The sequence below is a fragment of the Methylomonas sp. BG-2 genome (genome assembly GCF_057766305.1).
This window is the reverse complement of sequence record NZ_JBYMAP010000122.1, coordinates 1-13,041: the sequence shown is the minus strand read 5'-3', so window position 1 is coordinate 13,041 and position 13,041 is coordinate 1. Positions and strand designations below refer to the sequence as shown.

The following is a 13,041-nucleotide window of genomic DNA, read 5'->3' as shown; positions in this document are numbered from 1 at the left end:
TCCTACGGCCCTTTCTTTTGGCCAAACAAAAGAAAGTATCGCGGTTGCCGGTCCGCGAACCGGCGTTAAATCAGGCTTCGCGATAGCGAAACAATATTCATACAAGTTTTAAATTCCGCGTGGGCACAGAAACCGTGCCCACCTTACGCGGCTATTTAGTAGGATTCACTTCTTCGGCATTTATCGAAAACGGCAATGGCTCAGGAACTCGCTCAATAACAACACCGGTAACACCGACTACACCTGCAGGTGATACATCAGAGCCATCAGGTGAGTGGCCAATATTCATAGCAGTAAAAGTCAATTGAGCTCCCAATATCCAGTTACCTTCATTAATTCCTTGATCCTTCAAGAGAAGTAATAATAGTTCCTTGTTTGTGTACGCTATTTGTTTTACTTCAGCCATTATTGTGTCCCTCCGCTATACCCTGAGGGTAGTGTTAAGTAAGGTGTTTTGTCATATTTAGTAATAACCACATTCCCTGAACTCGGAATAGTTATCCATGATGCGACAGTGGTAACCGCAGTGTTGATCGCATGATGAATTATTTGACCAACCGAAACAGTTGCTGCAGAGACAACTTTAGATATGCCATCCGTTTCTCCGACATAAGTTGCAATAGCAGTAACTAAATATTGGTTAACACTCACATCTTCTTGTTCTGCAAATTTTGATACTTTTGCATGCAAGGATTTTGGCAATCTCAGCGTAACACGACCGCTAAACTCATCTGATGGTACTGGATAAGGTTTCGGTAACTCAGCCTGTGTTTCATCAGCTATTTTTTTCAGAGTTTTAATGGCATCAATAACTAACGACCTAGCTTCTTCAAAGGTTTCTTCGAATGAGCTAATGTTTGGAAATTCGGATACTCTGCCAACATACAAAATTTCACCATAATGTTCTTCCTTACGAATTGAAATAGTGTATGCTTCTGGATCGAATTTCATTTTAAATGCTCCTTGATAACATCTTTATAATTATTAACAAATTTATATAATTTGTTTACGTATACGCGTTTAACATGTGTTCCTGGATTATGTCCACAGTTGTAATCGGGATATTCAAGCAATTTAATGGCTGAATGCTTTGCAATTTTATGACCGCCACTTTCACAATCTTCAATGTCAAAACCAAGTTTTTTTAACAATCCGGTAAAGTCTTTGCACGAAGTGTTTGCGCCACTGGCCATGTCTTCCAGCTCTCTAAGCAATTTATCAAATTTTTTCATGGATGACATCACCAGTAGTGTCTAGTATAACGTTTCTGAAGCATTTGGTAGATAAAAAACGTCACATATCTTGCTTACAGGCTCAACATCACCCACACTTCGACTCCCCACAATTCAAACAAGTCATACACCCATCCATCAACACCATCGCCTTGGTCGAACATTTATTGCAGAGAACCGCCTTTTCCGGAAACGCCTGCCCCTCGCTGGAACCGTGCAAAGCCTCGAACTCTCGACGCTTTTCGTCCAACAACTGCTGATGATGATCGCTGAGTTTCTCCGGCTTGATCATGCCGATATGCTTTAGGTGTGACTCGATCGCGGAGCCGATTTCGGCGACCAAGGACGGCATGAACACGCCGCCTTTTTTGAAATAACCGCCGCGCGGGTCGAACACCGCTTTCAGCTCTTCCACCAAAAAGGTGGCGTCGCCGCCCTTGCGGAATACCGCCGAAATAACCCGCGTCAACGCCAATACCCATTGGAAATGCTCCATGTTCTTGGAATTGATGAAGATTTCGTAGGGCCGGCGCTCTTCGTGGGCGGTGTCCTGGTTGAGGATGATGTCGTTGATCGTGATGTACAAGGCGTGTTCGGACTGCGGCGTCTTGATTTTGTAGGTGGAGCCGACCAGCACTTCCGGCCGTTCGACGTTTTCGTGCATCGACTCCAGCGACGGCTTTTCCGCTTCCGGTTGTTGCACCGCTTCCGCGCTGTCTTTGCTCAGCACTTTGTAGCCGACGATTTTTTTGGTGATTTTGTGTAGGGTCATGGTTTTTTCCGAATTCTGTAGGTTGGGTTTACCCGCCGGGCATAAAAGCGCAGCGCAACCCAACATTTAAGGCCTTCGTGTTGGGTTACGGCTAGCGCCTAACCCAACCTACGTTTTTTAAGATCAAAACTTCCCGTAATAGCCTTCCTTCAACGCATCGAACAAATTGGCCGCGGTGTGGATTTCGCCGTCGTATTCCACTTCCTCGTTGCCTTTGAATTCGACCACGTGGCCGTCTTCCAGCGTGAACTGGTAGGTGGTGTTTTCCAGATCGGATTCCTTGACCAACACGCCCTGGAACACTTCCGGGTTGAAGCGGAAGGTGGTGCAGCCTTTCAGGCCTTGTTCGTAGGCGTATTCGTAGATGGACTTGAAGTCTTCGTAGGGGTAATCGGTCGGCACGTTGGCGGTTTTGGAGATCGACGAATCGATCCAGCGCTGGGCGGCGGCCTGGATGTCCACGTGTTGCTTGGGGCTGATGTCGTCGGCGGCGATGAAGTAATCCGGCAATTGCTGTTTTGGATCGTCGCTGTAAGGTATTGCGTCGGCGTTGACCAGATGGCGGTAGGCCAGCAGCTCGAACGAGAACACGTCGATTTTTTCCTTGGACTTTTTACCCTCGCGGATCACGTTGCGCGAATAGTGGTGGGCGAAGCTGGGTTCGATGCCGTTGCTGGCGTTGTTGGCCAGCGACAAGGAGATGGTGCCGGTCGGCGCGATCGAGCTGTGGTGGGTAAAGCGGCAGCCGGTTTCGGCCAGTTGCGCGACCAGCTCCGGCTCGGCTTGCGCCAGTTTTTGCATGTAGCGGCTGTATTTGGCGTGCAGCACGCGGCCGGGGACCTGATCGCCGAGTTTGTAGCCGTCGGCTGTCATTTCCGGGCGCTTGTGCAGCATCTCGCCGGTGACTTCGAACAATTGCTCCATGATCGGTGCCGGGCCTTTCTCTTTCGCCAATTCCAGGCCGGTTTTCCAGCCTTCCACTGCCATGACCTTGGTGACTTCCTCGGTGAAGTCCAGCGATTCGGCGTTACCGTATTTCAGGCCCAGCATGGTGATGGTCGAACCCAGGCCCAGATAACCCATGCCGTGGCGGCGCTTGCCGGTGATTTCGTCGCGCTGTTTTTGCAGCGGCAGGCCGTTGATTTCGACCACGTTGTCCAGCATGCGGGTGAAGATGCGCACGGTCTTGCGGTAATCGTCCCAGTTGAAGCGGGCCTGCTCGCTGAACGCCTGTTCGACGAAGCGGGTCAGGTTGATCGAGCCCAGTAGGCAGGAGCCGTAGGGCGGCAGCGGCTGCTCGCCGCAGGGGTTGGTGGCGCGGATGTGCTCGCAGAACCAGTTGTTGTTCATCTCGTTGACCTTGTCGATCAGGATAAAGCCGGGTTCGGCGTAATCGTAGGTGGAGGACATGATGATGTCCCACAAGCGGCGGGCCGGCATCACCTTGCTGATCCGGCAGGCCACCAGGCCGGCGTCGTTGACCACATAGCCTTTTTTGTTGGGCAGATCGCGCCAGATCACTTTCGCCGCGTCGTCCAGATCGATCTGGTCGGCCGTTAGTTCGCGCTCGGTAATCGGGAACGACAGCGGCCACGGGCCGTTGTTTTTCACCGCTTCGACGAATTCGCTGGTGATCAGCAGCGACAGGTTGAATTGGCGCAAGCGGCCGTCTTCGCGTTTGGCGCGGATGAAATCGACCACGTCCGGGTGGGCCACGTCGAAGGTGGCCATTTGCGCGCCGCGGCGGCCGCCGGCCGACGACACGGTAAAACACATCTTGTCGTAGATGTCCATGAACGACAGCGGCCCGGAGGTGTAGGCGCCGGCGCCGGATACATAGGCGTCGCGCGGCCGCAAGGTCGAGAATTCGTAGCCGATGCCGCAACCGGCTTTCAGGGTCAGGCCGGCTTCGTGGACTTTATGCAGAATGTCGTCCATCGAGTCTTCGATGATGCCGGACACGGTGCAATTGATGGTGGACGTGGCCGGTTTATGCTCCAGCGCGCCGGCGTTGGAAACGATGCGCCCGGCCGGAATCGCACCCTGGCGCAAGGCCCATAGGAATTCCTTGTAATGTTGTTCGCGCAAGGCCTTGGTTTTTTCGACGTCGGCCAACGCGCGGGCGACCCGTTTGTAAGTGTCGTCGATGCTGGCGTCGATGGCCTTGCCGTCCTTGGTCTTCAAACGATATTTGCTGTCCCAGATGTCCAGGGAGGCGCTTTGCAGCGGAATATCGGTGTCGGTGGACGGTACAACGGAAAGTTTTGCGGTCATGCGCGGATTCCCTTTTGGTCTGATGGTTACTGGACGAACCCACTCGACGGAGCGAGTTTCACAAGCCTGCAAACGCGATACCGAGAACCGATAGTGTCCGGAACCGGCGGATTCGGCGGCCTTTGCGCTTGTAAGATATTGATGTTTATTGCGAATTAAAGCGAAGACACTGCAATGGCTTGCGCTACTGCATGTAGTGATGCTGGAAAAATATTAGCACAATATATTGTGATATCCGCAGAACTTTTTACGCCGCGCGGAAGAAAAATCGGGCAGGCTTTTCAGTTCAAGGAGTTAGCGCGCGGAGTTAAAACCGAATCGATTCGTGCAAGTGCTGGCCGGGTTAAGAAAGGTTTAATGGTAGCGTCTAAAATGGGCCTGCCGGTTTGACGCCAACCGGCGCCCGACCGATAGACCGAGTTCAATAAACTAACGAGGAAAGCCACCGATGAACACCATCGCCAAGATTTTTAGCACCACTGCCCTGCTGGCCGAGATCAGCTTCAGCCAACCGAGCCTGGCCGGCACGGCCCCGCCGCGCATCGATCAACGTCAAGCTATTCAAGACCGCCGTATCGAACAAGGCGAAGCCTCCGGCGCATTGACGACGCGCGAAGCCACCCGCCTGGAACATCAGCAAAACAGAATCGAACGCCTGGAAACCAATGCCGAAGCCGACGGCGTGGTGACGAATGCGGAGCGGGCGCGCTTGACGCACCAGCAAAACCAGGCCGACCGCGCCATCACTCGCAAGAAGCATAATTTAAGGCGGCAATGAGCCGCTAAGCGACTTCGGCCTTCATCAAGTCCAGCAACTCATTGGCGGAGACCTTGCCGCTCAAGTCGGCACCGTCGAGCAGGCTATCGGCCAAGTCGCGCTTGTGGCCGTGCAGCGCGACGATTTTTTCCTCGATGGTCTGCTTGGCGATCATCCGGTAAATCGTCACCGGCCGTTGCTGGCCCATCCGGTGGGCGCGATCAGAGGCTTGATCCTCGACGGCTGGATTCCACCACGGGTCCATGTGAATTACATAGTCGGCGGCGGTCAGGTTCAGACCGACGCCGCCGGCTTTCAGACTGATCAAAAACAATTCGCCTTCGCCGCGTTGAAAGGCATCGACCCGCAACTGGCGCTCCTTGGCCGGCGTGGAGCCGTCCAGATATTGGTAACGAATGCCGCGCCGCTCGACGTATTGCTTGATCAATTGCAAATGATCGACGAACTGGCTGAACACCAGCGCCTTGTGTTTGTTATCCAGCAATTCGTCGACGATTTCGCCGAAGGCGGCCAATTTGCTGCTGGGCAAGGCGAGGTCCGGATTGACCAGCTGGGTGTTGCAGCAACTGCGCCGCAATTTGGTGATCGCGGCCAGGATCTGCAGATGGCGTTGGCCGGCCGGGCCTTCCGCCGCGCTGAGCGCGCGCAGGCTATCGCGGCGCAAGGCCTCGTAAAACGCGGTCTCTTCCGGACTGAGTTCGACGTAGATCGGAATTTCGGTGCGCGGCGGCAATTCCTGCAACACCTGGGTCTTGGTGCGGCGCAGGATGAAGGGCTGGATCAATTTCTTCAAGCGGTAGCGCGCTTCGGCGCTGCGTTCGCGTTCGATCGGTCCGGCGAAGCGCTGATTGAATTGTTCCAGCGAACCGAGCAGGCCCGGGTTGATGAAGCGAAACAGATTCCACAACTCGCCCAAATGATTTTCCAACGGCGTGCCGGTCATGATCAGCTTGAAACCGGCCTGTAAATTCATCGCGCCTTGCGAGCGGCGGGTGGCGACGTTCTTGATGGCCTGCGCCTCGTCGAGAATCACGGTGCCGAATTCGATTTTCGCCAACATCTCGGCCACTTGCTCCTGTTGCAATAATCCGTAGCTGCAAATCAACAGATCGAAGGCTTGCAGATTTTCCAGCAAGCGCTGGCGGTCGCCGGTACCGAGCACGATAGGATTCAGCGTCGGCGCGAAGCGGGCGGCTTCGTTTTCCCAATTGGCGCAGACCGAGGTGGGAGCGACGATCAAGGCCGGTCCCAGCGGCGCGCGCTCGACCAGCAAGGCCAGTCCCTGCACGGTCTTGCCCAAGCCCATGTCGTCGGCCAGACAGGCGCCGACGCCCCATTGCGCCAGTCGCGCCAGCCAGCGGTAGCCGTCCATCTGATAGTCGCGCAATTCCGCCTGAAAGGTGGACGGCACTTGCGGCTGGTAATCGCGAGACGCCTGCAAGCGCTGCATGTGCGCCTGCCAATGCTGATCGGCCTTGAAGCCGACCTCGTCTTCCCAGTCTTCCAGCGTCAGCGCCGCCAGCGGATTGATACGGACTTTTTTACCGCTTAGATCGGCGTAGGCTTTCAAATCTTCCAGGCGGCGGCGGAATTCGTCGGTCAACGCGATGAACTGGCCATCCTTCAATTGCAAAAAACGGCCCTGGCGGTTGTCGAGTAAACCCAGCAATTGCTGCATGTCCAGCACCGTGTCGTCGCCGACCTTCAGCTCGCCCTGCAAGCTGAACCAGTCGTTGTCGCGCTTGATTTGCAGGCTGAGGCCCTTGCCGGTCGATTGGCCCAAGACCTTGAAGCGCACGCCTTCCGGCCATTCCAAGATCGCCTGGCCCTCCGGCAAGGCCTGGATTTGCAGCAGCAGTTCCAGGCAGGTTTCCGGATGGTCGAGCAGCCAGTCGCCGGCGCTGTCGCGCTCGCCGTCGGCCAGAATTGGACAGGCGTCCAACACCGATTCGGCCCGGCGCTTTTCCAAGCGCAGATTGCGCGCGGCCTGCAAGGCTTTGCCGTCGATCTCGGCCAGCACGCTTTCGCCGCCCTGGCCGGGCTGAAAATAGGCGCCGCCGTTGGCGAAGGGCCGCACCAGCAAGGCCACGCGCAGGCCGTCGCCGTGCGGCAGCAAATGCAGGCGCGGGGTCGGGTCGGCCTCGACCTGTTCCGCGCTGCTGGAACTGCCGCCGATGTCGGAATGCACGGTCAACAGCCCGGAAATGCCGGTCAGGGTTTGCAACACCCGTTCCTGGGCGGACATCGGTACTTCCAAGCCCTTGGGACCCAACACGCCGTAAATTTTGTGGTGTTCGGCGGTAAATTCGACCACTTTCAAGCGGGTCGGCGCTTCCTTGGCGATATAAAACTTTTGCTCGAAACCGGGTGCCGGCTCCAGGCTGATCTTGATCCGGTCGTCCTTGCCCAGTTTCCTGACGCGCAGTTCGGCCTCGCCCTTGACGATTTCGACCCGGACTTCCGACGCGTCGGCCCAAAACACCAGGGGGTGGCCGATCAGCGCCTGCGGCGTGCCGGCATCGAACCCGAAAAAGGTGTTGCTGCCGTACCAGCCGCTATCGCGGTATTCCTTGATATGGGCGCAGATTTTCAGGTCCTGCTCGGTTAGGTAATCGAAACCGGCGGTTTCCTGGGCCAGACGTTTCAACGCCACGGCCCGGCCCTTGCTCCAGCCGCCCTTGCCTTGTTGTTTTTGCTCGCGCGGCTCGATTTCGATGCGGTGATTCTTCTCGTCGTGGCTGATCAGCCAAACCAAGCGCAATGCCTTGTCACTGGCGGCCGAATCCGGTTTTTTATCGGCCAGCGGCAAATTCAGCAGCGCATCCAGGGCCACTTCCCAGTCGGCGCGACTGACGAACAGCGCGCTTAACGGGTTTCGATCCTCGGCGAAGAAGCTGGCGTCCCATTGCTTGGCGCGCGGCAGCTCGATGCCGGCGAAAATCTTGGCCAATTCCGCCGCCGGCCAACGATAGCCGTTGGCCTGCAGGCGGCTGTAGAGTTTTTGCTCCAACGGATCGACCCGATCGATGAAGTCGACCTTGACCCAAGACTTGATCACCAGCAACAGCACATACTGGATCAACGAGGTGGCGTGGATGCCGTCCGGCGTGCCGCTGTCGCGAAAACCGCCGCTAAGCCGGAACGGCAACTCCAGCCGTAACAATTGATCGCGTACCGATAAATCGCCTTGCAGAAACTGGTTGAATACCGCCAGATAGTGATAAACGCCGGTCCAGGGACCGCCAAGCTTAGCGGCTTGATTCAGCAAGGTTGCCAATTTGGCGCGCAGTTTGGTGTCGCCGTATTTGAGGATGGCCAGCGGATAAAATACCCCCGCCAAACCGTAAAAATAAATGTTGCGTTGTCCGCTGAGCTTGCGATATCCGGCCAGCGCTTTGTCGTAGCCCGCCAGCGCGGCGGCGGCCTCGCCGCGCAGAAACGCCAGCATCGCCGCGATGGCCTGCAGTTCGGGATCTTCGGCGCCTTGCACCGTGGCGGCCACGCCGTCCCAGTCGCCCTCCAGCAGTTTCAACTCCAGCACCACCCGCGGCAGCAGGCCATCCTCGCGGCCCTTGTCGGTATCCAGCAGGTGCCGGTAAAGCTGTTGCAGGTCGGGATTGGCGTACAGATAAACCAGCTGATGCATCGCCGCGAATCCGGCCATTTCCAGCAATAGCGGGCCGTGTTGGCGGGCGAATCCGGCCAGATCCAGTGGATTCAGAAACCAGGATAGATACAAATCGATCGGGTCCGGAATTTTGCCGGGATAGTGATCGCCGATCTTCAAACATTGGGCGACTTGCGCGTAATCGCCGCGATGAAAAAACAGTCTGGCCTCGCGGATGCAATCGTCCACGCTGCTATAACGGTAATAACCGTGGCCGGGCGGATTGTGGGTGGTGACGACGGCCGCGTAGCGTTCGAATTCGTTGTCGTCGACCATCTGCCGGACGATGACTTCGGCCAGGGCCCGCGAGCAACGGGTGCCGCCGGGCCGGGGATTTTCCTCGAGCAGACCGGCGGCGATCAGCGGTTTGATCCTGGCCTTGACCGACTCGGCCTTCAATATCTTGCCGCCTTCCTTGATCCCCAGACTGGCCAGGCACTTGGCCAGCGTGGTCAACGAACAATACCCGTAATACACCGCCAGCAGCTTCACGATGATCTGATGCTCGGCCGGTAGACGGCGGTAGTGGTCGAGACACTGGCCTCGTTGCGATGCGGATGTCATAAAGCGGATCTAGGCGTAAGGAACAGGAGAAACAAAAAAGCCCGCATCCCGCGGGCTTGGTGGCGGCTGCGCCGACCGGAATTACAGCTTGGCCAGCACCTTGGCGATCGTCTCGCCCATTGCCGCCGGCGTCGGCGCGATGGTCACGCCCAGCTCTTGCAGCCGTTCGACTTTTTCGGCAGCCGATTCGCCGGTCGAGGAAATGATCGCGCCGGCATGCCCCATGCGGCGGCCTTTCGGCGCGGTCAAACCGGCGATATAGGCCACCACCGGTTTGCTCATGTGTTCCTTGGCGAACACGCCGGCCTCGACTTCTTGCGGACCGCCGATCTCGCCGATCATCATCACCACCTTGGTTTCCGGATCTTGCTCGAAGCGTTCCAGAATATCGCGGTGCGAGCTGCCGTTGATCGGATCGCCGCCGATACCGACCGAGGTCGACACGCCTATCCCTAAGCGCTTCATTTGATCGGCGGCTTCGTAGCCTAAAGTGCCGGAGCGGCCGACAATGCCGACGCTACCGGGTATGTAAATGTGGCCGGGCATGATACCCAGCATCGCCTTACCCGGACTGATGGTACCGGCGCAGTTCGGGCCGGTCAGCACCATGCGCTTTTCCTTCGGGAATTTGCTGAGAAAATTCTTAACCTTCATCATGTCCTGAGTCGGAATGCCGTCGGTGATCGACACGCAGTATTTGATGCCGGCGTCGGCGGCTTCCATGATCGAGTCGGCCGCGTAAGCCGGCGGCACGAACACGATGCTGGCTTCGGCGCCGGCCTGTTCGACCGCTTCCTTGACCGTGTTGAACACCGGACGGCCCAAATGGGTTTGACCACCCTTGCCCGGTGTAATGCCGCCGACCACATTGGAACCGTAGTCGATCATTTCCTGGGCGTGGAAACTGCCGATCTTGCCGGTAAAGCCTTGAACGATGATGCGGGTGGATTTATCGATGAAAATTGACATAGTGTTTCCTTATCCTTGCGCGGCCACGACTTGGTTGCGGGCGGCGACGGCTTTCTCGGCGGCTTCCGCCAAGGTGTCGGCGGTGATGATGGGCAAGCCGCTGTCTTCGATGATTTTGCGGCCTTGCTCGACGTTGGTGCCGGACAAGCGCACCACCAGCGGTACCTTCATGTCGATGTTCTTGACCGCTTGCACGACGCCCTCGGCAATCCAATCGCAGCGGTTGATGCCGGCAAAGATATTGACCAGCATGGCCTTGACGTTTTTATCCTGCAACACCATCCGGAAGGCTTTTTCGGTACGCTCGGCCGAAGCGCCGCCGCCGACGTCCAAAAAGTTGGCCGGCTCGCCGCCCGCCAATTTGATCATGTCCATCGTCGCCATCGCCAAACCGGCGCCGTTAATCATGCAGCCGATGTCGCCATCCAGGCCGACGTAGCTCAAGCCGCGGTCGGCGGCCGCCATTTCGCGCGGGTCTTCCTGAGTCTTGTCGCGCAACTCGGAAATTTTTTGGCGGCGGAACAAGGCGTTGTCGTCGAAGCCCATTTTGGCGTCCAGCGCGATCAATTCGTCGTGGCCGGTAATCACCAGCGGATTGATTTCGATCATATTGGCGTCCAGATCGCGCATCGCCCGGTAACAGCCTTGGATCAATTTGACCGCGTGCGGCACTTGGTCGGCGGTCATGCCCAACGCGAACGCCATCTCGCGCGCTTGAAAGTCTTGCAGGCCGACGGCCGGCTCGATGTGGATTTTTTTGATCGCATCGGGGTTGGTCTCGGCCAATTCCTCGATTTCCATGCCGCCTTGCGCCGAACCAACCATGACGATGCGCTCGTGGGCGCGGTCGATCAGCAAGCTGAAATACAGTTCCTTGACGATGTCGGCGCCGGCTTCCACATACAGGCGCAAACATTGTTTGCCGGCCGGGCCGGTTTGATGGGTCACCAAACGCTTACCTAACAGGGCTTCGGCCGCGGCACTGACTTCGTCGTGGGTTTTGCAAACCTTGATGCCGCCGGCTTTGCCGCGCGCGCCGGAATGAATCTGCGCCTTGACGACCCAAACGTGGCCGCCGATTTCGCGGGAGCGTTGCACCGCGTCTTCCGGACTGTAAGCCAGGCCGCCCTCGGCGATTTTCACGCCGTATTCGGCCAGTAACTGCTTAGCTTGGTACTCATGAATGTCCATGGGTTCTCTCGTGGAATTGGAAAATGTAGGTTGGGTTTACCCTTCGGGCATAAAAGCGAAGCGTAACCCAACATTAAAAGCCGTCGTGTTGGGTTATGCCTATCGGCTAACCCAACCTACATGTTTTTATTGGGTTTTCGCGGCGATCGCCTCGGCCATCCGCACGATGTTGTTGGCCATCCGCTCGGAGGCGGCGTCGATCAGACGGCCGTCCAGCGCGGCGGCGCCCTTGCCCTGGGCGGCGGCTTCCTTCAAGGCTTGCAGGATGCGCTTGGCTTTTTCGACTTCGGCCGGCGGCGGCGTGAACACTTCGTTGGCCAGCGCGATTTGCGACGGATGAATCGCCCATTTGCCTTCGCAACCCAGCGCGGCGGCGCGGCGGGCGCCGGCTTTGTAACCTTCCGGGTCCTTGATGTCGCCGAACGGACCGTCGATTGGCCGCAGGCCGTAGGCCCGGCAAGCCACCGTCATCCGGCTGATCGCGAAATGCCACTGGTCGCCCGGATAATCCGGGTTCAAGCCGCCGATATTGACGGTGCGGGCCCGGTTGCTGGCCGCGTAATCGGCGACGCCGAAATGCAAGGCTTCCAAACGGCCGCCGATCGCGCCCTGCTTGGCGATGTCTTCGACGTTGGCCATGCCCAGCGCGGTTTCGATCAAGGCTTCGATGCCGATTTTGTTGGTCAGGCCTTGTTGCATTTCCAACTGGCTCAGCATCGCGTCCACCATGTAGACGTCGCTGTAGACGCCGACCTTGGGCACCAACAGGGTTTTAATCTTCGCGCCGGCCTGTTCGACCAGATCGACCACGTCGCGCACCATATATTGGGTATCCAGGCCGTTGATCCGCACCGACAGGGTAATGCCGTGGCCTTCCCAATCCAGATCGTTAATCGCCTGAATCACGTTTTTGCGGGCCTGCAGTTTGTCGTCCGGCGCGACCGCGTCTTCCAAATCCAAGAATATATAGTCCACACCGCTTTTCAGGGCTTTTTCGAACATGTCCGGATTGGAACCCGGCACCGCCAGTTCGCAGCGTTGCACGCGTTGCGCGTTGGCTTGGTAAAGAGTGTGGCTCATGAATCAATTCCTAAGGTTAGTGAGCGAACGGCTGTTTTTGCTGTTCCGGCAATCATTTAAATAGCCAGCCATTTTACTTTCGGGACGTGCAAAGTCAACGCTTGCGGACGGATGCGCGCACTATCATGGAGCAAACGCCATGCCCGTCGATCCCCGAACCACTTGGCGGCGCGCCCAAACCCCGTCCCGGCTGGCCGAGACGGTTTCGGAATCAGGATGGCTGGCCGCATAGCGGGAGGTGTAACCCCCGTCGCGGTGAACCCTTCGCTATCGATACGTTTCAATCGAAAATCCAGGTATATGCCCTAGGGATAGGGCATATACCGCACTTTTGACGAAAACAACCCGCGCCAAAATCATTCAAAGCAGCGGTAACCCCGCGCGACTCCACGGCGACGTTGAATGCCATGGGGCGCGGATTGGAACAATCCGCAAGAGTCAACAGGCTGCGCATGAGTGAAAACAACGCGGTCGGCGAGGCGGAAACCCGCGGCATCGAATTCGATGTCAGCGG

At 57.2% G+C, this 13,041-nt stretch carries 11 protein-coding genes; 2 read left to right on the top strand and 9 right to left on the bottom strand.

Features of this window, described 5'->3' with window-relative positions:
* Window positions 1-151 precede the first annotated feature (151 nt).
* The 5 genes from AC3B8H_RS12900 to AC3B8H_RS12880 form a co-directional block, all read right to left on the bottom strand.
* Entirely contained in the window at window positions 152-406 is a 255-nt protein-coding gene (locus tag AC3B8H_RS12900) for a hypothetical protein (protein WP_150048332.1), read from the bottom strand.
* On the bottom strand, window positions 406-951 hold the full coding sequence (locus AC3B8H_RS12895) for a toxin-antitoxin system HicB family antitoxin (protein WP_150048334.1): 546 nt from the start codon (window positions 949-951) through the stop codon (window positions 406-408). The genes AC3B8H_RS12900 and AC3B8H_RS12895 overlap by 1 nt, the downstream gene beginning before the upstream one ends.
* Complete coding sequence (locus AC3B8H_RS12890) at window positions 948-1,232, bottom strand: hypothetical protein (RefSeq protein WP_150048336.1); 285 nt, start codon at window positions 1,230-1,232, stop codon at window positions 948-950. Before AC3B8H_RS12890 ends, AC3B8H_RS12895 begins: the two co-directional genes overlap by 4 nt.
* An 88-nt stretch (window positions 1,233-1,320) precedes the next feature.
* A complete protein-coding gene (locus AC3B8H_RS12885; protein WP_488441955.1) occupies window positions 1,321-2,004 on the bottom strand; it encodes a TSCPD domain-containing protein in 684 nt (227 codons plus the stop codon).
* Window positions 2,005-2,127: 123 nt separating this feature from the next.
* Window positions 2,128-4,278: an adenosylcobalamin-dependent ribonucleoside-diphosphate reductase gene (locus AC3B8H_RS12880; RefSeq protein WP_488441954.1), complete on the bottom strand. Its 2,151-nt coding sequence runs from the start codon at window positions 4,276-4,278 to the stop codon at window positions 2,128-2,130.
* Between the two features lie 174 nt (window positions 4,279-4,452).
* Here AC3B8H_RS12880 and AC3B8H_RS12875 point away from each other — a divergent pair, with 174 nt between their 5' ends.
* Window positions 4,453-4,668 (top strand): hypothetical protein, encoded by a 216-nt coding sequence (locus AC3B8H_RS12875; RefSeq protein WP_488441953.1) that lies wholly within the window; start codon window positions 4,453-4,455, stop codon window positions 4,666-4,668.
* Between the two features lie 58 nt (window positions 4,669-4,726).
* Complete coding sequence (locus tag AC3B8H_RS12870; protein WP_488441952.1) at window positions 4,727-5,056, top strand: hypothetical protein; 330 nt, start codon at window positions 4,727-4,729, stop codon at window positions 5,054-5,056.
* 4 nt (window positions 5,057-5,060) lie between these two features.
* Here the strand turns inward: AC3B8H_RS12870 and AC3B8H_RS12865 are convergent, their stop codons facing one another.
* The 4 genes from AC3B8H_RS12865 to AC3B8H_RS12850 all read right to left on the bottom strand — a co-directional run bounded on the left by AC3B8H_RS12865 (window position 5,061) and on the right by AC3B8H_RS12850 (window position 12,527).
* A complete protein-coding gene (locus AC3B8H_RS12865; RefSeq protein ID WP_488441951.1) occupies window positions 5,061-9,287 on the bottom strand; it encodes a DEAD/DEAH box helicase in 4,227 nt (1,408 codons plus the stop codon).
* 81 nt (window positions 9,288-9,368) lie between these two features.
* Complete coding sequence (sucD, locus tag AC3B8H_RS12860) at window positions 9,369-10,256, bottom strand: succinate--CoA ligase subunit alpha (protein ID WP_488441950.1); 888 nt, start codon at window positions 10,254-10,256, stop codon at window positions 9,369-9,371.
* Window positions 10,257-10,265: 9 nt separating this feature from the next.
* A complete protein-coding gene (locus tag AC3B8H_RS12855) occupies window positions 10,266-11,447 on the bottom strand; it encodes a malate--CoA ligase subunit beta (RefSeq protein ID WP_488441949.1) in 1,182 nt (393 codons plus the stop codon).
* Between the two features lie 126 nt (window positions 11,448-11,573).
* Window positions 11,574-12,527, bottom strand: a complete 954-nt coding sequence (locus AC3B8H_RS12850; RefSeq protein WP_488441948.1) for an HpcH/HpaI aldolase/citrate lyase family protein — start codon at window positions 12,525-12,527, stop codon at window positions 11,574-11,576.
* Window positions 12,528-13,041: the final 514 nt, after the last annotated feature.

Excerpts from the sequence above, each read along its gene's own strand:
- AC3B8H_RS12870 (WP_488441952.1), top strand. The coding sequence starts at position 4,727 with ATGAACACCATCGCCAAGATTTTTAGCACCACTGCCCTGCTGGCCGAG.
- sucD (WP_488441950.1), bottom strand. The coding sequence starts at position 10,256 with ATGTCAATTTTCATCGATAAATCCACCCGCATCATCGTTCAAGGCTTT.
- AC3B8H_RS12900 (WP_150048332.1), bottom strand. The coding sequence starts at position 406 with ATGGCTGAAGTAAAACAAATAGCGTACACAAACAAGGAACTATTATTA.
- AC3B8H_RS12890 (WP_150048336.1), bottom strand. The coding sequence starts at position 1,232 with ATGAAAAAATTTGATAAATTGCTTAGAGAGCTGGAAGACATGGCCAGT.
- AC3B8H_RS12865 (WP_488441951.1), bottom strand. The coding sequence starts at position 9,287 with ATGACATCCGCATCGCAACGAGGCCAGTGTCTCGACCACTACCGCCGT.
- AC3B8H_RS12875 (WP_488441953.1), top strand. The coding sequence starts at position 4,453 with ATGGCTTGCGCTACTGCATGTAGTGATGCTGGAAAAATATTAGCACAA.
- AC3B8H_RS12885 (WP_488441955.1), bottom strand. The coding sequence starts at position 2,004 with ATGACCCTACACAAAATCACCAAAAAAATCGTCGGCTACAAAGTGCTG.
- AC3B8H_RS12880 (WP_488441954.1), bottom strand. The coding sequence starts at position 4,278 with ATGACCGCAAAACTTTCCGTTGTACCGTCCACCGACACCGATATTCCG.
- AC3B8H_RS12895 (WP_150048334.1), bottom strand. The coding sequence starts at position 951 with ATGAAATTCGATCCAGAAGCATACACTATTTCAATTCGTAAGGAAGAA.
- AC3B8H_RS12855 (WP_488441949.1), bottom strand. The coding sequence starts at position 11,447 with ATGGACATTCATGAGTACCAAGCTAAGCAGTTACTGGCCGAATACGGC.
- AC3B8H_RS12850 (WP_488441948.1), bottom strand. The coding sequence starts at position 12,527 with ATGAGCCACACTCTTTACCAAGCCAACGCGCAACGCGTGCAACGCTGC.